The 26,779-nt window shown below is 72.2% G+C and carries 18 protein-coding genes; 9 read left to right on the forward strand and 9 right to left on the reverse strand.

Features of this window, described 5'->3' with window-relative positions:
• Positions 1-154 precede the first annotated feature (154 nt).
• The 7 genes from ACIBJE_RS13360 to ACIBJE_RS13390 form a co-directional block, all read right to left on the reverse strand.
• Positions 155-1,210 carry a succinate dehydrogenase/fumarate reductase iron-sulfur subunit gene (locus tag ACIBJE_RS13360; protein WP_396747666.1) on the reverse strand — a complete coding sequence of 352 codons (1,056 nt, stop codon included), beginning with the start codon at positions 1,208-1,210 and terminating at the stop codon, positions 155-157.
• Positions 1,211-3,133: a fumarate reductase/succinate dehydrogenase flavoprotein subunit gene (locus tag ACIBJE_RS13365; protein WP_396747669.1), complete on the reverse strand. Its 1,923-nt coding sequence runs from the start codon at positions 3,131-3,133 to the stop codon at positions 1,211-1,213.
• Positions 3,134-3,148: 15 nt separating this feature from the next.
• Entirely contained in the window at positions 3,149-3,955 is an 807-nt protein-coding gene (locus tag ACIBJE_RS13370; protein WP_088982185.1) for a hypothetical protein, read from the reverse strand.
• Between the two features lie 300 nt (positions 3,956-4,255).
• Positions 4,256-5,641, reverse strand: coding sequence for a metallopeptidase TldD-related protein (locus ACIBJE_RS13375; RefSeq protein ID WP_396747673.1), 1,386 nt, complete (start codon positions 5,639-5,641; stop codon positions 4,256-4,258).
• Between the two features lie 127 nt (positions 5,642-5,768).
• On the reverse strand, positions 5,769-7,205 hold the full coding sequence (locus tag ACIBJE_RS13380) for a TldD/PmbA family protein (protein WP_396747676.1): 1,437 nt from the start codon (positions 7,203-7,205) through the stop codon (positions 5,769-5,771).
• 33 nt (positions 7,206-7,238) lie between these two features.
• On the reverse strand, positions 7,239-7,787 hold the full coding sequence (locus ACIBJE_RS13385; RefSeq protein WP_396747679.1) for a Uma2 family endonuclease: 549 nt from the start codon (positions 7,785-7,787) through the stop codon (positions 7,239-7,241).
• Positions 7,788-7,891: 104 nt separating this feature from the next.
• On the reverse strand, positions 7,892-10,819 hold the full coding sequence (locus ACIBJE_RS13390; protein ID WP_396747682.1) for an AAA family ATPase: 2,928 nt from the start codon (positions 10,817-10,819) through the stop codon (positions 7,892-7,894).
• 177 nt (positions 10,820-10,996) lie between these two features.
• Here ACIBJE_RS13390 and ACIBJE_RS13395 point away from each other — a divergent pair, with 177 nt between their 5' ends.
• The 6 genes from ACIBJE_RS13395 to ACIBJE_RS13420 all read left to right on the forward strand — a co-directional run bounded on the left by ACIBJE_RS13395 (position 10,997) and on the right by ACIBJE_RS13420 (position 21,062).
• Positions 10,997-14,782, forward strand: coding sequence for a S8 family serine peptidase (locus tag ACIBJE_RS13395; protein ID WP_396747685.1), 3,786 nt, complete (start codon positions 10,997-10,999; stop codon positions 14,780-14,782).
• Positions 14,783-15,080: 298 nt separating this feature from the next.
• Entirely contained in the window at positions 15,081-16,169 is a 1,089-nt protein-coding gene (locus tag ACIBJE_RS13400) for an ABC transporter ATP-binding protein (RefSeq protein WP_396748162.1), read from the forward strand.
• The gene (locus ACIBJE_RS13405; protein ID WP_396747688.1) at positions 16,166-17,233 is read left to right on the forward strand and encodes an ABC transporter ATP-binding protein; all 1,068 of its coding nucleotides are present in this window, start codon (positions 16,166-16,168) and stop codon (positions 17,231-17,233) included. The genes ACIBJE_RS13400 and ACIBJE_RS13405 overlap by 4 nt, the downstream gene beginning before the upstream one ends.
• Entirely contained in the window at positions 17,230-18,237 is a 1,008-nt protein-coding gene (locus ACIBJE_RS13410; protein WP_396747691.1) for an ABC transporter permease, read from the forward strand. Before ACIBJE_RS13405 ends, ACIBJE_RS13410 begins: the two co-directional genes overlap by 4 nt.
• A gap of 11 nt (positions 18,238-18,248) precedes the next feature.
• The gene (locus ACIBJE_RS13415; protein ID WP_396747694.1) at positions 18,249-19,235 is read left to right on the forward strand and encodes an ABC transporter permease; all 987 of its coding nucleotides are present in this window, start codon (positions 18,249-18,251) and stop codon (positions 19,233-19,235) included.
• 90 nt (positions 19,236-19,325) lie between these two features.
• Entirely contained in the window at positions 19,326-21,062 is a 1,737-nt protein-coding gene (locus ACIBJE_RS13420) for an ABC transporter substrate-binding protein (protein ID WP_396747697.1), read from the forward strand.
• A gap of 45 nt (positions 21,063-21,107) precedes the next feature.
• Here ACIBJE_RS13420 and ACIBJE_RS13425 read toward each other — a convergent pair whose 3' ends face one another.
• A complete protein-coding gene (locus tag ACIBJE_RS13425; protein ID WP_396747700.1) occupies positions 21,108-23,243 on the reverse strand; it encodes a prolyl oligopeptidase family serine peptidase in 2,136 nt (711 codons plus the stop codon).
• An 87-nt stretch (positions 23,244-23,330) separates the two neighbouring features.
• Here ACIBJE_RS13425 and mshB point away from each other — a divergent pair, with 87 nt between their 5' ends.
• The 3 genes from mshB to ACIBJE_RS13440 all read left to right on the forward strand — a co-directional run bounded on the left by mshB (position 23,331) and on the right by ACIBJE_RS13440 (position 25,255).
• On the forward strand, positions 23,331-24,251 hold the full coding sequence (gene mshB / locus ACIBJE_RS13430; protein WP_396747702.1) for an N-acetyl-1-D-myo-inositol-2-amino-2-deoxy-alpha-D-glucopyranoside deacetylase: 921 nt from the start codon (positions 23,331-23,333) through the stop codon (positions 24,249-24,251).
• A gap of 17 nt (positions 24,252-24,268) precedes the next feature.
• Entirely contained in the window at positions 24,269-24,712 is a 444-nt protein-coding gene (locus ACIBJE_RS13435) for a hypothetical protein (protein WP_396748164.1), read from the forward strand.
• Positions 24,713-24,790: 78 nt separating this feature from the next.
• On the forward strand, positions 24,791-25,255 hold the full coding sequence (locus ACIBJE_RS13440) for a hypothetical protein (RefSeq protein WP_396747705.1): 465 nt from the start codon (positions 24,791-24,793) through the stop codon (positions 25,253-25,255).
• A gap of 548 nt (positions 25,256-25,803) precedes the next feature.
• On the opposite strand, the gene ACIBJE_RS13445 is transcribed toward ACIBJE_RS13440, so the two are convergent.
• A complete protein-coding gene (locus tag ACIBJE_RS13445) occupies positions 25,804-26,766 on the reverse strand; it encodes a GNAT family N-acetyltransferase (protein ID WP_396747708.1) in 963 nt (320 codons plus the stop codon).
• Between the last annotated feature and the right edge of the window lie 13 nt (positions 26,767-26,779).

The following is a 26,779-nucleotide window of genomic DNA, read 5'->3' on the forward strand; positions in this document are numbered from 1 at the left end:
CCTACGGGCCCCACCGGACGCCCGGTGTGGCGCGGGGGGGGGGGGGGGGGGGGGGCCCCCCCCCCCCCCCCCCCCCCCCCCCCCCGGCCCGCGGGGGGGGGGGGGGGGGGGCCCCCCCCCCCCCCCCCACCCCCGTTGCCGTTCGCTGTGTCGCTCAGTGCTGCTTCTTCTCGTCCTGCTCCGGGTGCGCGTAGTTCAGGTGCTCGGCGGGAAGCGGGAACGTCACGTCGTCACCGAAGGGCGACGGCGCGGCCGGCCGGTCGAAGGTGAGCTCGCTCAGCGGCAGCCGACCCCGCTCGTCCACCGCCGGAGCGGTCGGGTGCGGCACCTCGCGGTTCCAGTTGAGCCCGCGCTGCGCCTGTGCCTCGGCGCCCGGGTCGTGCGACCCGCCCGCGTGCGAGTGCAGGCCGTGGTGCACCCCGACCTGCGGCCGGGCACCGGCCTGCACCTGCTCGTTCTGACCCCGACGGAAGATCTTGCTACCAAGCCACACGAGGGGATCATACTTGCGGTCGACCACCCGTTCCTTCATCGGGATGATGCCGTTGTCCGTGATCTTGATGTGCTCGGGGCACACCTCGGTGCAGCACTTGGTGATGTTGCAGAAGCCGAGGCCCTGTTCGGCCTGTGCGTACTCCTTGCGGTCGGTCCTGGTGTCGAGCGGGTGCATGTCCAGCTCGGCCGCCCGGATGAAGTAGCGCGGACCGGAGAACGCCTGCTTGTTCTCCTCGTGGTCCCGGATCACGTGGCAGACCGTCTGACACAGGAAGCACTCGATGCACTTGCGGAACTCCTGCGAGCGCTCGACGTCGACCTGCTTCATCCGGTAGTCGCCCGGGGCCAGGTCCTCCGGCGGGGCGAAAGCCGGGGTCTCCCGCGCCTTCTCGTAGTTGAACGAGACGTCGGTGACCAGGTCCCGGATCACCGGGAAGGTCCGCAGCGGGGTGACCGTGACGGTCTCGGCCTCCTCGAAGGTCGACATGCGGGTCATGCAGCCCAACCGCGGCTTGCCGTTGATCTCCATCGAGCAGGAGCCGCACTTGCCGGCCTTGCAGTTCCACCGGCAGGCCAGGTCCGGCGCGTCGGTGGCCTGGAGGCGGTGGATCACGTCGAGGACGACCTCGCCCTCGTTGACCTCGATGGTGTAGTCCTGGAGGTCGCCACCGTTCTCGTCACCCCGCCAGATGCGGAATTGGCGCTTCGAGCCCACTTACTTCGCCTCCTCGGCGTGCGCGTCGGCGACGAGGGCGTCGAAGTCGGCCAGCTCCTCGTCGGTCAGGTACTTCGCCAGCTCGGCCCGGTCGAAGAGGCTGATCAGCTCGGCGCGCATCTTCGGCAGCGGCTTGTGCTCCAGGCGTACGGCGTCGCCGTCGAGCGAGCAGACCAGGTTCACCCGGCGCCACGTCGGGTCCATCTTCGGGAAGTCCTCCCGGGTGTGGCCGCCCCGCGACTCCTGCCGCTCCAGGGCGGCCTTCGCGGTGCACTCCGAGACGACCAGCATGTTGCGCAGGTCCAGGGCCAGGTGCCAGCCCGGGTTGTAGCGCCGGCCACCCGCCGCGCTGACCTTCGCCACCCGCTCGCGCAGCTCGGCGAGGCGGACCAGGGCGTCGGCCAGCTCACCCTCGCGCCGGATGATGCCGACCAGGTCGCCCATCACCGCCTGGAGGTCCTGCTGGAGCGTGTACGGGTTCTCGCCGGTGTCCCGCTGGAGCGGAGCGAGCGCGGTCTCCACCGCGGCTTCGACCGCGTCCACCGACACCTTGGGGCGGGAGGGAAGCTGGTCGGCGTAGGTGGCCGCGTGCCCACCGGCCCGCTTGCCGAAGACCAGCAGGTCGGACAGGGAGTTGCCGCCCAGCCGGTTGGAGCCGTGCATACCGCCGGAGACCTCGCCCGCGGCGAACAGCCCCCGCACGTTGCCGGACGCGGCCCCGCTGTCCGGGTCGACCTCGACACCACCCATCACGTAGTGACAGGTCGGCCCGACCTCCATCGGCTCCTTGGTGATGTCGACGTCGGCCAGCTCCTTGAACTGGTGGTACATCGACGGGAGGCGGCGGCGGATCTCCTCGGCCGGCAGCCGGGAGGCAATGTCCAGGTAGACCCCGCCGGCCGGCGTACCCCGGCCCGCCTTGACCTCGCTGTTGATCGCGCGGGCGACCTCGTCCCGGGGGAGCAGCTCCGGCGGACGCCGGTTGTTGTCCGGGTCCTTGTACCAGCGGTCCGCCTCGGCCTCGTTGTCCGCGTACTGCTTGCGGAACACGTCGGGCACGTAGTCGAACATGAACCGCTTGCCCTCGGAATTCTTGAGGACGCCGCCGTCACCCCGGACCGACTCGGTGACCAGGATGCCCTTCACCGAGACCGGCCAGACCATGCCGGTCGGGTGGAACTGGAGGAACTCCATGTTGATCAGCGTCGCCCCGGCGCGCAGCGCCAGCGCGTGCCCGTCCCCGGTGTACTCCCAGGAGTTCGAGGTGACCTTGTACGACCGGCCGACGCCGCCGGTGGCGAGCACCACGGCCGGGGCCTCGAAGAGGACGAACTCGCCGGACTCCCGGTAGTAGCCGAAGGCCCCGGCGACCCGGTCGCCGTCGAGCAGCAGCTCGGTGATCGTGGTCTCCGCGAAGACCTTGATCCGCGCGTCGTAGCTGCCGAACTCCTTCTTGTCCTCCTGCTGGAGGGAGACGATCTTCTGCTGGAGGGTCCGGATCAGCTCCAGGCCGGTCCGGTCACCGACGTGCGCCAGCCGGGGGTACTCGTGCCCACCGAAGTTGCGCTGCGAGATCTTGCCGTCCTTGGTGCGGTCGAAGAGCGCACCGTAGGTCTCCAGCTCCCAGATCCGCTGCGGCGACTCCTTCGCGTGCAGCTCGGCCATCCGGAAGTTGTTGAGGAACTTGCCACCGCGCATGGTGTCGCGGAAGTGCACCTGCCAGTTGTCCCGGCTGTTCACGTTCCCCATGGCGGCGGCGGCGCCGCCCTCGGCCATGACCGTGTGCGCCTTGCCGAAGAGCGACTTCGAGATGATCGCGGTCTTCTTGCCGGCCAGGCGGGCCTCGATCGCCGCGCGCAGGCCGGCGCCACCGGCCCCGATCACGACGACGTCGTAGTGGTGTCGTTCGATTCGCGTAGTCATCTGTGTCAGGGCCCTTTAGTTGATGAACCGCAGGTCGCTGAACCAGCCGGCGGCCAGCGCCATCACGTAGAAGTCGGTCAGCGCGAGGGTGCCGAGGGTGATCCAGGCGAGCTGCATGTGGCGGACGTTCAGCCACGACACGCCCGTCCAGGCGCGGTAGCGCAGCGGGTTCTTGGAGAAGTGCTTCAGCCGCCCGCCGATGATGTGCCGGCAGGAGTGGCAGGAGATCGTGTACGCCCACAGCATGATCACGTTGACCAGCAGGATCACGTTGCCGAGCCCGAAGCCGAAGCCCTTCGGCGAGTGGAAGGCGAGGATCGCGTCCCAGGTGTTGATCAGGGAGATGATCGCGGCGGCGTAGAAGGCGTACCGGTGCAGGTTCTGGCCGAGCAGCGGGAAGCGGGTCTCGCCCGAGTAGGTCTTGTGCCCGTCCGGCACCGCGCAGGCCGGCGGCGAGAGCCAGAACGACCGGTAGTACGCCTTGCGGTAGTAGTAGCAGGTCAACCGGAACAGCAGCAGGAACGGCAGGGTCATCGCGGCGTCCGGGATGATCCACCAGCCGGGCAGGAACTGCCCGAAGTGGGACGCTTCCGTGACGCAGCGGTCGGTCACGCACGGCGAGTAGAACGGGGTCAGGTAGTGGTAGTCGTCGACCCAGTACCACTTGTGCATGAAGACCCGGACCGTCGCGTACGTGACCCACGCGCCGAGGCCGATGACCGTGATCAGCGGCGCCAACCACCAGCGGTCGGTACGCAACGTCTTCGCCGCAATGGCGGCGCGCGCTCGCGCACCCCGCGGCCTCGTTGCCGTTGAAGTCATTCCAGTTGTCTCCCTGACGGGGCCCTCGCGGGCACGGATCGGTTCCGGCCGGGCACGCGGGCCGGCGCACCGCCCCCGCAGCCACGTCCCCCTGCGCACACCCACAACCACGCCGGGGCGTACCGACGCAGCTAAGTGACACACGTTACGCCGCTCGGTGCGAGCCGTTCGCGCAGGGAGTGTCGCTTGTACGCCGCCGGTTTGAAAGCTGTGGCGCTCCGATCGCCGTCCGATGTTAAGAACCTCACGTCGGGGGAGGATCCGGGCCCATGGGATCAACGATCCGGAACCCGGTGCAGCTCACCCGGAGGCGCCACCCGTGAAGTTCCACTCGGCGAGCCGCAGCGGGGGCGCGCTCCACCAGACGCCCGCAGCCCGGTCCGGCTGGCGGAGAGCGACCCGACCCGTCCCGAGCACCGCGCCGGGTGCGAGCGCCTGCGGGTACGCCTGGGTGAAGCGCAGGTCCCGGACCGCCCGGGTGACCACCCCGTCCTCGATCAGCCAGACCCCGTTGCGGGTCAGCCCGGTCACCGTCAGTGCCTTCGGGTCGAGCACCCGGGTGTACCAGAGGTCGCTGACCAGCAGCCCCCGCCCGACGCCCGTCACCAGGACGGCGGTGTCCGGGTTGACCGGCGGACCGGCCACCACGTCCGCCGCCAGTGCCGGGCCCTCGGCGGCCAGCAGCCGGACGGTGCGCGGGAACGGGCCGAAGGTGGGCGATTCGAGCGACCCGTGCCCGGTCGACGCGGCACCGGTGGCGGCGGCGGTACGCCGGTCGTGCGTCACCGCGTCGGTCGTGCCGGCGGTCACCAGGGGCAGCGCGCGACGAATGGTGCCCTCGGTGTCCACGGGCAGCCCGGAGGCGGCGAGCGGGTCGTCGACCAGGGTCACCGCCCGGTCGAACTGGGCCGCGCCCGGCTCGGCGAAGGACTTCCGTTCGGCGTACGCCTTGCCGTTGAAGCCGTACATGGCGAGGTTCGCCAGCAGGTCGGCGACGGCGGCCGGCTCGAAGACCACCTCGTACCGCCCCGGGGGCAGTTCGACCGGGTCGACGCCGGAGCGCGCCTTTCCCGCCGCCCGCGCCCCCAGGACCGCGCCGTCCAGCTCGCTCAGCCGGTCGGCGGCGAGCCGGGCCACCCCGTCCACGCCGCCGGCCCGCGCGATGCCGTCCATGGCCGCCTCGGCCATCCGCCCCCACGCGGTGTGCCCGGCGGTGTTGGCGAACGCGGCGGCCTGGTGCGAGGTGCGGCAGTAGCCGGCCGTCTCCAGCCCGCCGGCCGCGTCGACGAAGGCGCGGACCCGGGCGGCCCGCTCGTCGGGATCCGCGTGTGCGGTGGCCTCGTCGGGAGGCGGGGCGCCCGGTGCCGGGGTGGGCGGGACCAGCCCCGGCCAGCCTGGGTCGGGCGGGCAGAGCCGGGCCGCGACCAGGGTCCGCTCGACCAGCTCACGGAGCCCGTCCGGGCCGGTCAGGCTGCCGCTGCCGGTGGCCGTACGCCCGTCGGCGTGCAGCCGCAGCCGGACCGACACCGTCGACTCGGCGACGTTCTGGTGGATGAACGAGTTGGCGAACCGGGTCAGCGCCACGTCCGACCGGGTCACCGTCACCTCGGCCTGCGCGCCCGCGCCGGCGAGCCGGCCCACCAGCTCGACGACCTGCCCGGCGATCTCCTGCTCGTTCGCGCTCACGCTGCGCCCCTTCTGTTCGCGACTGCGGGACTCGCTCGCTGCGCTCGCTCATCCCTCGCGCTCACGCTGCGGTCCCTTTCGTTCGCGACTGCGGGACTCGCTCGCTGCGCTCGCTCATTCCTCGCGCTCACGCGGTCACCCCCACGCGGACGTTGCGGAAGCGGGCCGGGGCGGCCGGGTGGCCGGTGTGCCCGACCTGGCCTGGCTGGCCCTTGCCACAGTTGGGCGTCCCCCAGGGGACGATCTCGGAGGAGAGCATGTCCATCGAGCGCCAGAAGACCGGCCCGATCCCGGTGTAGGTCGGGTTGCGCAGCATCCGGCCGCGCCGACCCTTCTTGATCTCCCACCCGATCTCGCAGCCGAACTGGAAGTTGAGCCGTTTGTCGTCGATGGACCAGGAGCGGTTGATGTCCATCAGCACCCCGTCGTCGGTCGCCTCGACGATCTCCTCCAGGGTGTGCGGCCCCGGCTCCAGGCCGACGTTGGTCATCCGCACCATCGGTAGCCGGGCCCAACCGTCGGCGCGGACGCTGCCGCCGTAGCCCAGACCGGCGACGGCGGCCGAGTCCCGCCCGGCCAGCACCCCCACCCAGCGGCCGGCGCGGACCGCGTCCCGGCGGACCGCCGGAGAGCCCTCGTCGTCGAAGCCGAAACTGCCCAGGGCGCCCGGGATGGTCGGGTCGATGGTGACGTTCATCAGCTCGGAGCCGTAGCGCAGCGAGCCGAGCTGGCGCAGGTCCAACCAGGAGGTGCCGGCGAACGCAGCCTCCCAGCCGAGGATCCGGTCCAGCTCGATGGCGTGCCCGACCGACTCGTGGATCTGCAACGCGAGCTGCTCGCCGCCGAGGATCAGGTCGGTCTCGCCGGCCGGGCAGAGCGGGGCGGTGAGCAGGGCCCGGGACTCCTCGGCCATCCGGGCGGCGTTGCCGACGAGGTCGAGCGAGTCGACCAGCTCCCAGCCGGTGGTGCCGTACTGGCCCCGGTAGCTCGGCCAGGACCGGCGCTGGGTCTCGCCGTCGCCGATCGAGGTGGCCGAGATGCCCGCCCCGCACTCGCGGATGTGCTGGTCGATCCGGTGCCCCTCGCTGGAGACGAACCACTTGCCGGTGTCCCAGACCTGGTAGAGCCCCTCGGCCAGGTCCGCCCCGTGCTCGGCCATCGTCGCCGTCGCGGCGACCAGCAGGTCGCCCTTGCTGCTCAGCGGCACGCCGAGCGGGTCGACCTCGCAGGCGGAGGCCCAGGAGGCGGTGGTGGGCGTGGACGGCACCAGCTCGACCGGTGGGCCGGGTACCCGGGCGCTCGCCGCGGCGATCCGCGCGGCGCGGTGCCCGGCGTCGCGGGCGGCGGCGTCGGCCAGGTCGGGTACGGCGTAGAAACCCCAGCTCGACCCGACCAGGGCGCGCACCCCGAGCCCGAGGTCGGAGTCCTGGGTCAGCTGCTCGATCTCGCCGTTGCGGGCCGACATGGACTCGTAGTGGCGGTGCATCACCCGGGCGTCGGCGTACCGTGCGCCGGCGTCGAGCGCGGCCTGCACGGCGAGGGTCGCCGCGTCGAACTCGGTCATGGACTCGACCCTAGGCGAGCCCCCCGGCACTTGTCAGTCCAGCAACCGCTCCGGCCGGATGACGGCGTGTACGGGCTCGGTCAGCTCCAGCAGGTCACCCCGACGGGCCGTCGACTCCTCGACGTAGTGACCGTTCTTCTCCCGGTAGAGGTGCAGGCTGCCGGTGTCCTGTTCGACCAGGAGGTACCAGGGGATGCGCGCATCGGCGTAGTAGTGCATCTTGAGCACGCGGTCGGTGGCCGCGTTGCCCGGCGAGACGATCTCGCAGATCAACCGGACGTCGGCCGCCTCGATGTACGGCTCGTCGAGGTCGACCGGATCGGTGATCACGAGATCGGGGATCGGAACCCGGTCCTGCCGGAGTCGTACGTTCACCGCCTCCAACAGCTCCAGCCCGGCCGCCTCGGCGGCCGGTTCGAGGGCGTTGCCGAGTCGGCGGGCGATGCGCTGGTGGCGTGGGGTCGGTGCTGGGGTCACGTGGAGGCTCCCGTCGAAGAGTTCGACGCGCTGGTGCGTCTCGCCGAGGGCGAGGTACTCCTCCTCCGTCCACGGTCCGTCGTGGTCGAACACCGCTGCGGTCATGGTCACCTCCACCTCGAACCGGCGGGAATCCTCTCGTGATCGCCTGCCCCATCGTCGCACCTCAAGTGCGCTGAGCCGGGCTCATCGTCCACCACGTCGGGCGGTCAACCGTCGCCGACCGGAGGGGGCATCATCGCCGGGAGTTCCTTGCGTGACCGGCAGCCGAGCTTGCGCAGCACACTGGCGACGTGGCTCTCGACCGTGCGCCGGGACAGGAACAGCTCTGCGGCGATCTCCTGGTTCGTCCGCCCGTCCGCCGCCAGCAACGCCACCTCGCGTTCCCGGGACGACAGCACCTGGCCGTGGGACGGGCGTCCACCTCGCCAGGGATACGGGATGGGCACGCCGTTGCTCCGCATGATCCGGCAGATCCTCGCGATGTCCCGGTCCGCCCCCAGTTCCCCGTACGCGCGCAACGCGTCCTCCAGCATGCGCCCGCCGTCCACGGCTCCCCGTTCGCAGCGCCAGCGCCCCAGGCGCTCGCGAGCTGTGGCCTCCTGGTAGCGCAGCCCGGCCTCCCCCAACCTGGTGTGCGCCGCGACGAGCAGCCGATCGGCCTGCTGCTGGGCGCCACGTGAGCGGAGCAGGACGGCCCGGGCGCTGAGCAGGGCGGCCTGGGCGAGCGGCGCGTCGGCGTCGCCGATCCCCACACCCAGCTCGTCCACGAGTGGACCCGCCTCGTCGGCCCGGCCCACGGCGTCGAGGGCGTCCGCCAGGCACAGCACCGACTCGGCACCCCACACCCAGTTCCCCTTGGCGCGCACGTCGGCGAGTGCGGAGGTGGCGGCCGAGGCCGCGCCCTCGGCGTCGCCCAGCGTCAGCAACAGCCGGGACAGCGTGGTCCGGGCGGAGATCAGCGGCCAGACGGCACCGACCCGCTCGGTGACCGCGATCACGTCGACCAGGCACGCGGTGGCCTCCTCGGCTGGGCCGGTGGCCGCCAGCAACGCGCCGTGCAGCAACCGGATGTCGAACGAGGCGGCGGCGAAGTGCGACGCCGTGCCGTGGGACGGCTGCTGGGGGGCCGGGTGGAAGCCGCTCAGGCGGCGGAGGCGACCCGCCAGCCCCTTCCACCGCCCGAGGGCGTGGTCGACGGCGGCGGCCACGAGTTCGACGACCTCCGCCAGCCGGAGGTACTCGGCCTGATCGGCTGTCCGGCGTCCCTCGGCCAGCAGGGTCTCCGCATGCCGCAGCTGCCCGACGTGGAGGGCGCCCTGGGCCCAGTTGAGGCAGGCGCGGGCGTGTTCCCGCGGCGCGGACCGGAGGGCGTCGTCCCGCAGCAGCTCGTCGATCAGCCGCCAGCTCGCCGGGTCGCCCTGTTCCAGCAGGAGCGAGGCCCGCGCGATGCGTACCGCGACGTGGACGCCCCGCTCGCCGCTGCGCCGCGCGGCCTCCTCGGCCTGGTCACACCGGACCGCGTGCTCACTGAAGTGCCGGTCCACCACGGTCTCCGGCGCGGCGAGCGCGGCGAGCGCCCGACCGAGCAGTCCGGGCCGGTCGGTCAGATCGTGGATGGCTTCCTCGATCTGGAGGTAGCCCGCCCGGGCCGCACCGTGCTGGCGCAGCAGGCGCCCGAGAGCGAAGCGCAGCTCGCCGCGCAGGTCGGCGGGGAGCGGTTCGGTCGCCAGAAGGTGTTCGAGGATCGGTACGGCCTGCGTCTGCGCCAGCCCGTCGACCGCCGCCTTGCCGAGCTTGACGGCCAGCCTGACCCGCACCTCACCGGCCGGCTCGCCGAGCTGGAGCGCCTGCAACAGGAACCGGGCCGCCGTGGCGTCGTTGCCGTGCGCGAGGGCGGTGTCCGCCGCCGCCTCCGCGTTGGCCACGAACTCGGCGGCGCTCCCGGCATGCCGGAAATGGTGGGCGAGCCGGGCCAGCGGTTTGGGCCCGGCCGCCGACTGGAGGGCTCGCGCGGTCTTCAGGTGCAGCCAGCGCCGGTTGGACGTGGCCACCGACTCGTACACGATCTGCCAGGCCAGCCGGTGCCGGAACCGGCATCCGCCGTCGTGCTCGTGCAGCAGGCCGGCCGCCTGTGCCTGCGCCAGGGCCCCGGCGATCTCCGCCGGGCCGCGACCGGCGACCTCCGCGAGGATCCCCTCGTCGGGTGTCATGCCGACGACGGCGGCAGCCCGGAGGATCTCCTGTGCGTCGTGGTCGAGCGAGGACAGGCGCTGGAGCAGCACGTCCCGCAGCACCGTCGGTACGGCGAGATCGGCGAGCACGTCGGGCCGGCCGGGGACCTCGCCGGCGGGCAGGTGCTCCGGGAGGGTACGGAGCACCTCCTCCACCACGAAGGGGATGCCGCCGGTCTTCTCGTACAGCGAGGTGGCGAAGGCAGCCGGCACGTCCGCGGCCAGGATGCTGCCCGCGAGCTGCTCCACCTCGGACGGGCTCAGCGGGGCGAGGCTGATCGACCGCGCCGGCCCGGACGGCGCGCGGGCGAAGGCCTCCCGGACCGGCAGCGGCCCGGCCCCGCTCCGGACGGTGAGGATCACCGAGAGGTCCCTCGGCTGGTACGTGGACAGGAAGGCCAGGAAGTCCTGCGTGCCGCCGTCGGCCCAGTGCACGTCCTCCAGGACGAGGACCAGCGGACTCAGGTGGTCGAGCAGCGCGATGGCTGCCCGGAACACCCGGTGCCGCTCCGCCAGGTGGTCGGAGAGCGCGGGCAGGGGCGCGGGCAGGTGCGCGGCGACCTCGGGAAGAAGTGGCGCGAGCGCCCCGATCACCGGGTTGTCCGGTGGGGACAGGGCGAGGTCGGGGCCGGCGAGGCGGAAGGCGTCGAGCAGGGGGGAGAGCGGCAGGGGCTCCTGGAGCAGCTCGCACTGGCCGACCAGTCGGCGCACGGCGGCCAGGTCGGGAGTGGCGAACAGCTCTCCCACCAGGCGGCTCTTGCCGATCCCCGCCTCGCCTTCGACCAGGACGAGGGACGGCGGGGCGGCGACGGCCGCGCGCAGCGTCGCCAACTCGGCCCGGCGGCCGACGAGCACCGCTGACCGGGAGTCCGAGGGGGCGACGTGGGGCGGTCCCAAGGGCATCCGGCCACCCCCCTCTGCCCGCGTCGACCCGATCCACCTGCGGGTTCAGGGTACTGAGTCTTCTGTTACCGGTGCCCGCACCGGATGGTCAAAAATCGGTATCCGGTACGGAAGCCCGGTCCGGTCCGTCGTCACTAGCGTCGACCGCCACATGCACCAGTGCGGTAAGGGGCGGGGATGGATCTGAGACAGCGACGATTGACGGCGGCGACGGCGGTGGCCGCGTTGACGCTGGCCGGGGGCGTGTGGCACGGCCCGGCCGCGTGGGCCGCTCCGGAGAAGGGCCGTACGGACGAGCGGAAGACCTACCTCGTGCAGATGGCGCTGGACCCGGTCGCGACGTACGACGGGAAGGTGGCCGGGCTGGCCGCCACGAAACCGCAGCGGGGCCAGAAGATCGACCCGGGTTCCGCCCCGGTCAAGAGGTACGCCGACCACCTGCGGGGCCGGCACGACAAGGCGCTCGGCAAGGTGGGCGGTGGCCGGAAACTCTACGAGTACGTCTACACCTACGACGGGTTCGCCGCGGAGTTGACCGACTCCCAGGTCGCGCGGCTGCGGACGATGCCCGACGTCGTCTCGGTGACCGAGGACCGGAAGGTGTCGACGCAGACGTCCTCGACGCCGTCCTTTCTCGGCCTGGACGCGCGCGGAGGTCTGTGGGACCAGCTCGGCGGCGTCAAGGGACGGGGCAAGAGCACGGGCGTGGGCGACGGCATCGTCATCGGCGTGATCGACAGCGGCATCTGGCCGACCAGCGGAAGCTTCGCCGACACCGACGGCCGGGGCAGGCCGTTCCCGCCGGTGCGGGGTTTCGAGGGCAGCTGCCAGGGGGCGGCCCCCGACGGATCCTGGGACCGCACGATGTGCAACGGGAAACTGGTCGCGGCGCGGCACTTCGCCGGCGGTTGGGGCGGCGACGACGCGGTGAAGCAGGAGTTGCCGTGGGAGTTCCTGTCGCCGCGTGACTACAACGGCCACGGCACGCACACCGCCGCCACGGCCGCGGGCAACCACGGCGTCGCCGCGACCGGGGCGGCGCAGATGTTCGGGACGGTCAGCGGGGTGGCGCCGGGCGCCCGGATCGCCGCCTACAAGGCGCTCTGGTCGACCCGGGACGCCTCGACCGCCAGCGGCTTCAACTCCGACCTGGTCGCGGCGATCGACCAGGCGGTGGCGGACGGCGTGGACGTCATCAACTACTCGGTCTCTGGGACCACCACGGACTTCCTCGACCCGGCGGAGATGGCGTTCCTGGCCGCCGCGCAGGCGGGCATCTTCGTGGCGGCCTCGGCGGGGAACGACGGCCCGGCCACCGCCACCGTGGCGCATCCGTCCCCGTGGGTGACCACGGTCGCGGCCGGCACCCACAACCGCACCGGGCAGGCATCGGTGACGCTCGGCAACGGCGCCGTCCACGCCGGGGCCTCGCTGGCGTCGGCGCCGGTCACCGCGCCTCTCGTCGACGCCACCGCGGCGGGACTTCCCGGTGCCGACCCGGTGGCCGTGGCGCAGTGCCGGGCGGCCAGCGACAACGACGGCAAGCCGGTGCTCGACCCGGCGAAGGTCAAGGGCCGGATCGTGCTCTGTGACCGGGGCGGGAACGCCCGGGGCAACAAGAGTCTGGCCGTCGCCCAGGCGGGCGGCGTCGGGGTGGTCCTGACCAACGTGGACCCGGGATCGCTCAACGCCGACCTGCACGCGGTGCCCACCGTGCACCTCGCCGACTCGGACCGGCCGGCCGTGAAGACCTACGCCGCCAGCACCGGCGCGACCGCGTCGATCGGCCAGGCGAAGCTCCGGTACGACGCCCCGGCTCCGTACGTCGCCGAGTTCTCCTCGCGCGGGCCGCTGTACGCCGGCGGCGGCAACCTCCTCAAGCCCGACCTGATCGCCCCCGGACAGGACATCCTGGCGGCCACCGCACCACCGGCCGCCAACGGGGCCGAGTTCGGCATGATGAGCGGCACCTCGATGGCGGCCCCGCACGTCGCCGGACTCGCGGCACTGCTGAAGGACCTCCACCCGGACTGGTCGCCGATGGCGATCAAGTCGGCGCTGATGACGAGCGGTTCCGACGTCCGGGACGGGCCCAACACCGACCCGTCAGTGATCTTCAAGCAGGGGGCGGGGCACGTCACGCCGAACAGCGCCGCCGACCCCGGTCTGGTCTTCGACAGCGGTGTCGAGGACTGGCTCGCCTTCCTCTGCGGCACGACCGACGGCGTCTCCGCCGAGACCTGCGACGGGCTGTCCAAGTCGGGTCGGTCCCTCGACCCGAGTGACCTGAACGGACCCTCGATCTCGGTCGGCCGGCTCTCCGAGACCCGGACGGTGACCCGCGAGGTGACGAACGTCGGCCGCTCGACCGCCACCTACACTCCCGCCGTCTCTGGGCTGGACGGGGTCACGGCCACCGTCAGCCCGAAGCGGCTCACGCTGAAGTCGGGGCAGACGAAGTCCTTCACGGTTACGTTCACCCGCACCAGCGCGCCGCTGGGCACCTTCCAGGGTGGCCAGCTGACCTGGTCGGACGGTCGGCACCGGGTGCGTGTCCCGGTGGTGGTGCGTCCGGTGCCCGAGACCTGGGCGGCCAGCTACGGGGCCCAGGGCCTGGACGACATCGCGCAGCACGTCGCCCTGGACCCGAAGGGCAAGCGCCTCTACGTGGTCGGCGCGAGCAACCAGGCGCTCTGGGGTATGCCCAGTCCGCGCTTCGTCGCCGTCGCCTACGACCCGACCACCGGGGCCCGGCTGTGGAGCGCGAGTTACGCCGGACCCGCCGCCACGTACGACGAGCCGACGGCGATCGAGGTGAGCCCGGACGGTTCCAAGCTCTTCGTCACCGGGGTGAGCGAGGCGCCTGGGTCGGGCAGTGACGTCGTCACCCTCGCCTACGACACCACCACCGGGCGGCAGCTCTGGGAGGCGCGGTACACCGGCACGGAGGCGAACGGCGCGGACACCGGGAACGCGATCTCGGTCAGCCCGGACGGGAAGAGCGTCTACGTGACCGGATACACGACGCTGCCCGGTAACGAGCTGGACTACCTCACGATCGCGTACCACGCCGACAGCGGCGAACGTAGGTGGCTGACCACCTACGACAGTCCGGGGCCCTTCGCCGACGACGCCAGGGCGATCGGGGTGAGCCCGGACGGCACCAGGGTCTTCGTCACCGGCCAGAGCAGCGGAGTGGACACGGGTCTGACCGACTGGGGCACCGTGGCGTTCGACGCCGGCACCGGCGCGCAGCTCTGGACGGCCATGCACAACGGCACGTCGAACGCCATCGACATCCCGAGCAGACTCGTGGCGTCCCCCGCCGCGGTCTTCGTCACCGGGAGCAGCGGAACCACGGAGGCGGGCAACGATCTCGTCACCATCGCCTACGACCCCGCCACCGGTAGGGAGATCTGGACGGACCGCTACGACGGTCCGGGGCACGGCACGGACACTCCCCGGGCTCTCGCGCTCACGCCGGACGGCGGTCGACTGTTCGTGACCGGCGACAGCGAGGGCGAGGGGACGAAGGCCGACTTCGTCACGCTCGCCTACGACACCACCACCGGGAAGCGGTCGTGGGTGCAGCGCCACAACGGGCTGGTCAACGGCGTGGACGCCGCCTGGGATCTGGCCGTGACCCCGGACGGGAGCAGGGTCGTCGTCACCGGCGGCAGCGCCGACAAACAGAGCGGGGGCGACGGGTCCGTCATGGTCGACGACGACTACCTGACGATCGCGTACGACGCGGCCAGCGGGAAGGTGACGTGGACCGGCCGGTACGACGGCCTGCCCGGCGGCGGCGCGGACAACGCGTACGGGGTCGTGGTGGACAGCACCCCTGACGCCGGGGTCCGGATCTTCGTGACCGGGTCGAGCGTGACCGGCGGGGTACTGCCCTGGGAGCCGGAGATCGACTTCACCACGGTGGCCTACGTCGACCCCTGGCGCAGGCCGTGACCCGGGCGTGACTCCCGGTCGTCGGGCCGGGTGCGTCGCGAGGTGATCTTTCCGACCACGGACGGGCTGTGCTGGCACGCTGCTGCCGGCGCAGCCCGTTCGGCGTGGGTGCCGGCGGGACCGCCGAGGGTGAGCCGATCCTCCTCGGATCGGGGGGTGTCCAGGGGGCGATGCCGACTCGTTACGGGACCGGCGGCTGACAGGACGCCTGGTTGTAGCTTATTTTCACCCTCTGGGATCTGCTGCAAGTTCTCTTCGTCAACCAGGGGGGCGGTCGGTCGTGAAGAGGCCTAAGTCGATGCCGGCCGAGGGGCCGGGCGATCGTCCTGCCGCGCCCGGGCAGCGTACCGCGAGCGGGCCGTATCTGCGGGTCACCGACCTGCGGGTGCGGTTCGACACCGAGGACGGCGTGGTGCGGGCGGTCGACGGGGTGTCGTTCGCGGTGGAGCGCGGCCGGACCCTCGGCATCGTGGGGGAGTCCGGGTCGGGCAAGAGCGTGACGTCCCTGGCCGTGCTGGGCCTGCACGACCCGCGCCGGACCACCGTCTCCGGAGATATCGAGGTCGGCGGGCGACAGGTGGTGGGGCTGCCCGAGGCGGAGGTCCGCCGGCTGCGCGGCCGGGACGTCGCGATGATCTTCCAGGACCCGCTCTCCGCGCTGCACCCGTTCTATTCGGTCGGACGGCAGATCGCCGAGGCGTACCGGGTGCACCATCCGAAGGTGGGCCGCCGCGCGGCGTGGACGCGGGCGGTGGAGATGCTGGACCGGGTCGGGATCCCGCAGCCGGGACGGCGGGCCGAGCAGTACCCGCACGAGTTCTCCGGCGGGATGCGGCAGCGGGCCATGATCGCGATGGCGCTGGTCAACGACCCGCAGCTGCTGATCGCCGACGAGCCGACCACGGCCCTGGACGTGACGGTGCAGGCGCAGATCCTGGACCTGCTCGCCGACCTCCAGCAGGAGTTCGGCTCGGCGATCGTGTTGATCACCCACGATCTCGGCGTGGTCAGTCAGGTGGCGGACGAGGTGCTGGTGATGTACGGGGGCCGGGCGGTGGAGTACGGCAGCGTGACCGAGGTGCTGCGGTCGCCGGCGCACCCGTACACCTGGGGTCTGCTCGGCAGCGTGCCGTCGCTGCACGGCGACGCGGACGCGGACCTGCGGCCGATCGCCGGCAACCCGCCCAGCCTGATCGACCTGCCGTCCGGGTGCGCCTTCCACCCCCGGTGCCGGTGGGCGGACCGGAACGGTGACCGGTCCCGGACACAGGTGCCGGAGCTGTTGCCGGTGAGCGACTCGGGCCACCGGGTGGCCTGTCACCTGGCGGCGGACGAGCGGGCGCGGATCTGGGCCGACGAGGCCGAGCGGGTGGGGGTGGCGCGGTGAGCGCCCCGACGACCGGCGCGGTGAGCGCGCCGACGAGCAGCCCGGTGGAGCCGCTGCTGAGCGTGACCGGGCTGACCAAACACTTCCCGGTGCGGGAGGGACTGCGCCACTCCGGGGTGGTGCGGGCGGTCGACGGCGTGGACTTCGACGTCCCGGCGGGGCAGACCCTGGGTCTGGTGGGGGAGTCCGGGTGCGGGAAGACCACCACCGGCCGGATGCTGGTGCGCCTCATGGAGCCCACCGCCGGCAGCGTCACCTTCGCCGGGCAGGAGATCACCCGGGCGCGGGGCCGGGATCTGCGCCGGCTGCGCCAGGACCTTCAGATCATCTTCCAGGACCCGTACGCGTCGCTGAACCCCCGGCACACCGTGGGGCGGATCGTGGCGATGCCGCTGGAGGTCAACGGGATCAAGCCACCCGGCGGTGTCCGGAACCGGGTGCGGGAACTGCTGGAACTGGTCGGGTTGAACCCGGAGCACTACAACCGGTACCCGCACGAGTTCTCCGGCGGCCAGCGGCAGCGCATCGGCATCGCCCGCGCACTCGCCCTGGAACCCAAGCTGATCGTGGCCGACGAGCCGGTCTCGGCGCTGGACGTCTCGATCCAGGCGCAGGTGGTCAACCTGCTGCGCCAGCTGCAACGCGACCTGGGACTGGCGTTCGTGTTCATCGCCCACGACCTGGCGGTGGTGCGGCACTTCAGCCAGCGGGTCGCGGTCATGTACCTGGGGACGATCGTCGAGATCGGCGACCGGGACGACATCTACCAGCGCCCGCAGCACCCGTACACCCGGGCGTTGCTGTCGGCGGTGCCGGACGTGACCGGCCGGGGGGCGGACGGGCGGATCCGGCTCACCGGGGACGTGCCCACGCCACTGGACCCGCCGTCGGGCTGCCGGTTCCGCACCCGCTGCTGGAAGGCGACCGACCGGTGCGCCACGGAGACGCCCGCCCTCGTCCCGAGGGAGGGCGGCCGGCAGGCCACCGCCTGCCACTACCCCGAGACCGGGCCGCTGGCGCCGACCGGCGACGAGGTGGCCGTACCGAATGAGGTGTCGCGATGAGCCTGTCCCCGGTGGAGGGTGAGGTCCGGGCGGAGATCGCTCCGGCGACCGACGGCGACGGCGTCGCCAAGCGCGAGGTCGTCGGTCGGTCCCCCGGCCAGCTCGCCTGGGCGCGGCTGCGCCGCGACCGCACGGCGGTGATCAGCGGTGCGGTGCTGCTGTTCCTGGTGCTGGTCGCGCTCGCCGCCCCGTTGATCTCGAGGCTGTACGGGGTCGGCCCGAACGAGCAGTTCCAGGAGCTGCTGGACGGCAACGGCATGCCGCTGGGCTACGTCGGCGGGGTCAGCGGCGACCACTGGTTCGGGCTGGAGCCCGGCCTCGGCCGGGACATCTTCATCCGGATGGTGTACGGGCTGCGCACCTCGCTCTTCATCGCGTTCGCCGCCGCCGTGGTGACCACGACGATCGGCGTGATCACCGGCATCCTCGCCGGCTACCTGGGCGGGATGGTCGACACGGTGATCAGCTGGATCACCGACGTGGCGCTGGCCCTGCCCTTCCTGATCTTCGCGTTGGCCGTGGTGCCGACCGTGGCGCTGCGCTTCTACGGGCCGCGCGAGGAGGTGCCGGCCTGGTTCCAGGTGGCCGTCCTGATCGGTGTCTTCGCCGTGTTCAGCTGGACCAGCACCGCCCGGCTGGTCCGGGGCCAGGTCGTCTCGCTGCGCGAGCGGGAGTTCGTGGAGGCGGCCCGGGCCAGCGGCGCGGGACTGGGGCACATGGTGTTCCGGCAGCTCCTGCCGAACCTCTGGGCGCCGATCCTGGTGGCGTTCTCGTTGGCCGTGCCGCAGTACATCACCGGGGAGGCGGCGTTGTCGTTCCTCGGCATCGGCATCCTGGAACCCACTGCCGACTTCGGCCGGATGATCTTCCAGAGCATCCCGTACCTCCAGACCGACCCGGCCTACGTGTTCTTCCCGGGCATCACGATCTTCGCGTTGGTGCTCGCGTTCAACCTGTTCGGTGACTCGCTGCGCGACGCGCTCGACCCGAAGTCGTCCCGGTAGGGGGTCCTCTCATGACACGATTTCTGGTCCGCCGACTGCTCAGCGCCGTCCTCACCCTCTTCGCGGTGAGCGTGCTCAGCTTCCTGATGTTCTTCGCGCTGCCCCGGGACCCGGTCAGCGGCATGTGCCCGAAGAACTGCAACGCCGAACGGTTGGAGCGGGTCCGCGACGAGCTGGGCCTGAACGACCCGCTGGTGCAGCAGTACGCCAACTACATGAAGGGCATCGTCGCCGGGCGGGACCTGGGCAGTGCCCAGGGCGGCCGGTGCGACGCCCCCTGCCTCGGCTGGTCGTACGTCAACAACGAGGCGGTCACCGACACGCTGGTCCGGGTGCTGCCGGTGACGCTGAGCATCGTGTTCCCGGCGGCGATCCTCTGGCTGGTGGTCGGCGTGGGACTGGGCATGGTCTCCGCGTTGCGCCGGGGCACCTGGCTGGACAAGGCGGCGATCGGCTTCTCGCTGGCCGGCGCGTCGTTGCAGCTCTACTTCGTCGGCGCGGTGCTGCTGCTGATCTTCACGTACCAGCTGCGGATAACCCCGGTGCCGGGGTACACGTCGATATTCGACGACCCGTTGAAGTGGGCCAGCGGGCTGGTGCTCGCCTGGGTGTCGCTGGCCTTCCTCTTCAGCGCGATCTATGCCCGGCTCTCCCGGGCGCAGATGCTGGAGACGCTCTCGGAGGACTTCGTCCGTACCGCGCGGGCCAAGGGCCTGCCGAAACGCACCGTGTACGGGCGGCACGCGCTGCGCGCCGCGATCACCCCGGTGGTGACCATCGCCGGGCTGGACGTGGGCGGCGCGCTCGGCGGCACGGTGATCACCGAAACGACCTTCGGCATCCAGGGGCTAGGGCGGACCGCCGTCGACGCGGTCCGCTCCGGGGACCTGCCCACGATCATGGCCACGGTGCTGATCTCGGCGGTCTTCATCGTGCTGGCGAACGTCGTCGTCGACCTGCTCTACGCGGCCATCGACCCCCGGGTGCGGTTGCGATAAGGCATCGACCCCGTTCCACCCGTGGAAAAGTATCCATCGGTTCTGTTACACCACTCGTAGATTTCTTACAGGCAGGGGAGGAGGCGCGAGATGCGCCTGAAGAGGGCAGCCGCCGCTGGCGGAGCGCTCGCACTGCTCGCGGCCATGGCGGCGTGCAGCGAGAACAAGGGCACCGAGGGCACCGTCGACTCCGACCGTGTGCAGAGTGGCTCGATCGCCACCGACCCGAAGGAGTCGATGGGGCCGGCCCCGGAGGTGTCGGGCGCGGCGAAGGGCGGGACCTTCCGGGTGATCCGGGAGACCAAGATCTCGCACATGGACCCGCAGCGGATCTACTCGTTCGCCGGTCTGATGAACGCGCCGCTCTACAGCCGTTTCCTGACCACGTTCAAGGACGACGGCTCGGGCAAGGTCACCCTGGTCGGCGACCTGGCCGAGACGCCGGGCAAGGACGTCAACTCCGACTGCAAGGTCTGGGAGTTCAAGATCAAGGACGGGGTGAAGTTCGAGGACGGCACCCCGATCACCTCGAAGGAGATCGCCTACGGCATCGCCCGCTCCTTCGACCCCGACCTGACCGGCGGTCCGACCTACCTCCAGGAGTGGCTCGCCGACACCCCGCAGTACGACACCAAGTGGGACTTCAAGGCCAACAAGACGTCGCTGCCGCCCGGCCTGACCACCCCGGACGCGAAGACCCTGCGCTTCGAGTTCGCCAAGGCGCACTGCGACCTGCCGTTCGCCGCGTCGCTGCCCTACACGGCTCCGCTCAAGCCGGAGAAGGACACCGGGGTCAACCTGGACAACCAGCCCTTCTCCTCCGGCCCGTACAAGATGACCAAGCACACCGCCGGCGTCGAGGTGGTGCTGGAACGCAACGAGCACTGGGACCCGAACACCGACCCCGTGCGGCACGCGTACCCGGACCGGATCGTCTGGAACTTCGGCCCGGACCCGGAGGCGGGCGCCAACCGGGTGATCGCCGACAACGGCGACGACCAGGCCGCGCTGGCCTTCAACGGGGTCCCCGCCGCGCTGGTCGCCCGGGTCTCCGGTGACGCCGCCCTGAAGCCGCGCACCATCCAGGGGCCGACGCCGAGCCTCTGGCGACTGACCATCAACACCAGCCGGGTCACCGACCTCGCGGTCCGTCAGGCGCTGAACTACGCCGTCGACCGGGAGGGATTCATCAAGGCCTACGGCGGTGAGTCCTCCGCCCGCGCGGTGACCACCCTGCTGCCGCCGTCGACGATCGGCTACCAGAAGCACGACGTCTACCCGGCCGGCCCCAACGGCGACATGGCCAAGGCCAAGGAACTGCTCGCCGGCAAGACCCCGGAGCTGGTGCTCGGCATCAGCGACGACTCCACCGAACTGGCCACCCAGCTCAAGGGCAACCTGGAGAAGGCCGGCTTCAAGGTCACCGTGAAGACCATCCCGACCGACGCCAAGCTCGACGAGGTCAGCAAGCGGGACAACCCCTGGGACATCTGGATCGACCAGTGGGCGGCGGACTGGCCGAGCGGCGCGGCGATCCTGCCGGTGCTCTTCGACGGCCGCACCATCAAGGCCACCAACAACAGCAACCGGTCGTACGTCAACAGCGACGCGATCAACGCCGAGTTCGACCGGGTGCTCGCGATGCCCGTGGCCGACCAGGGCGCGGAGTGGGCCAAGCTCGACGAGCGGATCATGAAGGAGCTGGCCCCGGCCGTGCCGCTGTTCGTGGAGAACGGCTTCTACGTACACGGCTCCAAGGTCGGTGGCGTCTTCATCGACAGCATCTTCGGCTACCCGTCCTTCGTGAACGTGCACGTCAAGCAGTAGCGCAGATCGGGTGAGGGGCCTCTGCCGGACGGCAGGGGCCCCTGCTCACAGGTGGGTACGGAGGAAGTCCAGCTCCAGCCGGAGCAGACGCTCGGCGGTGCCGCCGGCCGCCATGTGGGTCGCCCCGGTCAGCGGCAGCACCGCGTGCGGCCGGCCGGTGGCGAGCAGCGCCGCCGACAGGCGCAGCGTGTGCGCGGCCACCACGTTGTCGTCGGCCAACCCGTGCACCAGCAGCAACGGACGCAGCTCGTCCGCGCGGGGCGGCTCGGCGGCCAGCTCGACCAGGCTGTGGTGGCTGTAGACGTCCGTCCCCTCGTCGGGAAGGCCGAGATAGCGCTCGCTGTACGCGGTGTCGTACAGCGCCCAGTCGGTCACCGGCGCCCCGGCGATGCCGCAGCGGAACCGCTCCGGGTGCCTCAGCACCGCCAACGCCGCGAGCCAGCCCCCGAACGACCAGCCACGCACCGCGACCCGTCCCAGGTCGAGATCGGGGTGCTTGCCGGCCAGCGCGGTCAGCGCGTCGAGCTGGTCGGCGAGGACCACGTCCGCCACCCGCCGGTGGATCACCTTCTCGAACGAGGGCGTGACGCCCGGCGTACCCCGGTTGTCGACGGTCACCACCGCGAAGCCCGCGTCCGCCCACCACTGCCGCTCCAGCCAGGCCGCCCGGGCGGCCAGCACCTCCTGGTGCCCCGGCCCGCCGTAGACGTCCAGCAGCACCGGCAGCCGCCGCCCGGCGACGTGGTTGCCGGGGTAGAGGACCGCGGCGGGCAACTGCCGGTCCGTCACCCGCTCCAGGGCCGGCCGGGGCGCGTACGGCGGGGCGGCGGCGTGCGAGCGCAGCGTGGCGACGTCCTCGCCGCCCCGGTGCACCGTCCAGCGCACCCCGGCGTGGTCCAGCGACGCGTACCCGACCACCAGCACGTCCCCGCCCACGGCGGCGGTGTGCCAGCCCTCGTCCTGGGTCAGCCGGCGGGCGTCCACCCCGCCCCCGATCACCGTGCGGACCCGGAACAGGTGCCGCTGGCTCGGCTCGCCGTCACTCGCCTCCACCACCAGGTCGGCCGGGCCGCCGCCGGTCGCGAGCCGGCCCACCACCCGGCGTACGTAGAGCGAGGGCGGGGTGAGCAGGGTGCCGTCGGCGAAGAGGCACCGGGCGTCGTACCCGTCGTGGGCAAGTTCGCCGCCGACCAGCACCCGACCGTCCGGCAGGTGCGCGGGGGTGCCCGGGATCGGATCCACCCAGCGTGGGTCGGCCAGCTCGGCGTGCACCTGCGTCTCCCCGGTGCGCGGGTCGACCGCCAGCACCAGACCGTGCTGCTGCGACCGGCGCAGCACGGTGATCAGCGGCCCGCCGTCGACCCAGTCCACCGCGGCCAGGTACGGGTAGGTCTCCCGGTCCCAGTGCACGTCGACCCAGCCGCCGTCGAGGTCGAGCAGGTGCAGGCTCACCTCCGCGTTCGGGCCACCGGCCACCGGGTACGCGACGCTGGTCGGCGGGCTCGCCGGGTCGGCCGGGTCGTGCAGGTGCCAGCGGGCCAACCGGGACTCGTCGACCCGGGCGGCCAGGATCGACCGACCGTCCGGGGCCCACCAGTAGCCCCGGAACCGGTGGAACTCCTCGGCCGCGATGTGCTCGGCCATCCCCCAGGTCACGCCGGAGTCCTCGCCGGCCAGCATGGTGTCCGACCCGTCCGGGTCGATCACCCGCAGCTCGCCGCGGCGGGTCGTGGCCCCGGCGTCGGTCACGTACGCCAGCCGCTGCCCGGTCGGATCCGGACGTGGGTCGATCGCCGGGCCGGCGGTGGTCACCTCGACCACGTCGCCGTGCACCAGGTCGGCCCGGAACAACCGGCCGGCGAGGGTGAAGACGGCCACCCGGGCGGCCGGGTCGGTGGCGTACGAACCGATGCCCCCGGCGCTGAGCCGCAGCCGTTCGCGCAGTGCCCGCTCCGCCGCCGGTAGAGCTCCCTCCCCGCCGTCACCGAGCAGTACGGCCGGATCGGCCGCCAGGCGCTCCTCACCGGAGGCGACGTCGAGCAGCCAGAGCGCGTCGGCCGGGTCCTGCGGACCGGCCGAACGCAGGAAGACCACCCGCGATCCGTCGTCGGCCACGGTGACGGCGCGCGGCGCCCCGTGGCTGAACCGTCGGGTGAGGGCGGCCAGCTCCGGATAGTCCACACGGCCGATCGTAGAGGCGTCCCGGGGGCGATGTGGCGGACCTGCCTGTACGCGTCGGAACCGACGCCGACCGTCGCGACGGCTAGAGTGACCGGCGTGACGACGCTGCCCGACCGCCGGCTCCTGCTGGTCCACGCCCACCCCGACGACGAGTCGATCGGCACCGGGTCGACGATGGCGCACTACGCCGCCACCGGTGCCCACGTCACGCTGGTGACCTGCACCCTCGGTGAGGAGGGCGAGATCCACGTGCCGGAGCTGGCCGGGCTCGCCGCCGCCGAGGCCGACCAGCTCGGCGGTTACCGGATCGCGGAGCTGGCCGCCGCCTGCGCGGCGCTCGGCGTCACCGACCACCGCTTCCTCGGCGGCGCGGGGCGCTACCGCGACTCCGGCATGATGGGCCTGGCCACCAACGAGCACCCCCGCGCCTTCTGGCAGGCCGACCTGGACGAGGCCGCCGGGCACCTGGTGGAGATCATGCGGGAGGTACGCCCCCAGGTCCTCGTCACGTACGACGAGAACGGCTTCTACGGCCACCCCGACCACATCCAGGCGCACCGGGTGGCGATGCGGGCCGTCGAACTGGCCCGGGCCGAGGGCTTCGCCCCCGCCAAGGTCTACTGGACGGCGATGCCGATCAGCGTGTTGGAAGCCGGCCTGACCCACTTCGCCGACTCGTCGGACAACCCCTTCGCCGACGTCACCGACCTCGCCGAGCTGCCGTTCGGCACCCCCGACAAGGACATCGCGGCGCGGATCGACGCCACCGACCAGCACGTCGCCAAGGAGACGGCGATGCGGGCGCACGCCACGCAGATCCCGGACACCTCCTGGCTGTACTCCATCGCCGGCAACTTCGGCAGCGAGTTCATGGGCGTGGAGTACTTCTTCCTCGCGGTCGGCGAGAAGGGACCGGGCAGTGGCCCGTACGGCTGGGAGGACGACCTTTTCGCCGGGCTGGACACGGTCACACCGCAGGACGCCGCCGCGCCGGCCGGTTTCCGGTGACCCTGCCCACCGCGTCGATGTCGGTCACTCCGGAACCGGACCAGGTCGAGCCGCCGTCGCCGCCCGGGCGGGCGGTGCGGGTACTCGACCTGGTGCTGCGGGTGGCCGGCGGCGCGCTGGCCGTCTTCGGCGGCGTGCTGACCGCGGTGGTCGAGCTGGTGCTCGCCGGGGTGCGGGTGGGCGGGCAGCTCATCGGCGTGTCGGTGCTGGTGGTGATCGTGGCGAACGTCGCACTGGGCTGGTTCGCCCACGTCACTGTGGGACGCCGGTGGGCGGTGGTGCTGCCGGCGGTGCCCTGGTTCGCGATGATGGTCGTGGCGGCGGGGCGTACGGACGAGGGGGACGTGCTCCTCTCCGGGGACAACTGGGTCGGCCTGGCGATGATCGTGGCGGGTGCGATGACCTTCGCCGTGCTGGGTTTCCGGCTGATGCTGGCCCCGCCGGCCCGAACGGACAAGTGACGCCGCCCCCACCTGAGTGGTAGATATTCCTGCCAGGAAGCCTGCCGTCGGGGCGGGCGGTACGGCGGGAGGGGTGCGATGAGGGACCGGTGGCGGCCGATCGGTGTGCTGGCGGGCGTGCTGTTCGCGGTCAACGTGGTCGCCCGACTGCTGACCCGGTTCGCCTTCGACGAGGATCCGGTCGCCGCAGACCGGGTCTCGCTGGCCATGTTCCTGGTGATCGGGGTGATCCTCGCGGCCGTCACCTTCACCTGGGCGAGGCGTAGCGCGGTGGCCCAGTGGGGTGGCGACCTCGCCGCCGCCGTCGGGGCCGCGATGCTGGCGACCATCCTGGTCGGCCCGTTGCTGGTCGGCAACAACCCGTTCGCCGGCGGTGCGGGCACCTTCTTCGCCCAGCTCGGGCTCTACCTGCTCGCCACCGGGGCCGGCATCCTGATCGGCTACCTGATCGCCACGGCGCTCGGCGTCGACCACCGGTCCCAGCAGCTGAAGCGGTACGCCGAGGTGAAGAACACCAAGCCCCGCCGCCCCGTCCGCCGCTGACCCGGCGCGCACGGGTCACCCGGTCCCGGCCCGCGCCGGCCCGCCCTCCAGCGGGCCGGCAGGGCGGACACCTGGGTACGGAGACGCTTTGGAGCTGCCCCGTGCATGCGTCCGCCTCCTTCGTGGCCTAGCTCCGTTCGTGGCCGCGCTCCGTCCGTGGGCGCTGTTGGTGCGCTCGTGGCTGTTCGTACGTCCGGCCCGGTTGCAGGGGTCCCCTCCTACCGCATCGTGATGAGCAGGGCCCCCTGCAACCAAGTCGTCGACGAACGCCGCCCCGGTGAGCCGGTGTGTCGTTTCATCGGTTTCAGCCTGTGCAGCAGGCCCGGCGTGGGCTGCCCCGTCTGTGCGAGCAGCTCCAAAGGGCGCGCTGCGCGATACCTTGCCCCAGAGCTACCGGGGCCGACCGGTGGCGCCCAGGGGCCGGGCCGAGGGCCGCGGGTCCGGTCCGGGCGGAACGGGCGGCGGGTCCGGTCCGGCCGGGCCGGGCGGCGGTCCGGTCCGGTGGTCCGGCCGGCCGGTGGGGTGGAAGCTACCGCGCGTGGGCCGGGTCAGGCGGGGGCGACCCGGGTCAGGTACGTGTGGTGGGTGGTGAAGCCGAGGCTGCGGTAGAGGGTGACGGCCGGGGTGTTGCGCTGCTCGACCTGGAGGAAGACGTCCGTGGCGCCGGAGTCGGCACCCCAGTCGGCGAGCGCCCGGACCACCTGCCGGGCCAGCCCACGGCCCCGGAACCCGGGCACCACCTCGATCAGGCTCAAGCCCAGCCAGCGGCCCTCCCCGGTGACCGTGCCCCGACCGACCGCGACCAGCGCGCCACCGGCGTGCAGGTGGGCGAAGCGGAGTCGGTCCACGGCGGTGAGCACGTGGCGCGCGGCGTCGGGGAGGCCGCCCTTGCGCCCGGCGGCGACCGCGAGCCACTCCGCCGTCGGGGCGGTCGCCAGCTCCACCCCGGGCCCGGCCGGATCGGGGACCGGGAGCGCGGCCCGCAGCCGGTCCAGGGTCACGGTCTGCACCAGCGTGAGCGGTCGCGTTCCCCAGCCTCGCGCGTCCAGCTCCGCCCCCACCGGCGTGGCCAGCGGTAGCGGGGTGTTGACCATCGCGGGCTGCCCCTGGTCGGCGTACCAGCGCTGGACGGCGTCGACGGCGGCCGGCAGCGGCCGGTCCGGGTCGCCGACCGGCAGCGCCGTGTTGGCGCGTCCGGTCCAGCCGGCGGCGCTGCGCAGCAGCCAGTCGCCGAGGCGTCCGCGTACCGGGGCGGGCCAGGCCTCGTCGGCGGCGATTTCCAGGGCGACCACCGCGGCGGCGGTCGGCCGGCGGGCCGCCGGCACCCGTTTCGCCCGGTGCACCTCGTTCCGGGGGACCTGGACCCGCCCCTGGTCGGTAGCCAGAGTGATGTGAGTCTCATCCAGCTCGACCAATTCGCCAAGTGCGTCGGAGAAGAGGGGGCGGCCCTCACGAATCCCCACAATCCGACGGACCACGATCCGATGTCCCACATCCTGCTGTCGGAGCACGATCGACCTCCTC

It is taken from the genome of Micromonospora sp. NPDC050187 (genome assembly GCF_044459745.1).
In the GTDB taxonomy this organism is placed as follows: domain Bacteria; phylum Actinomycetota; class Actinomycetes; order Mycobacteriales; family Micromonosporaceae; genus Micromonospora.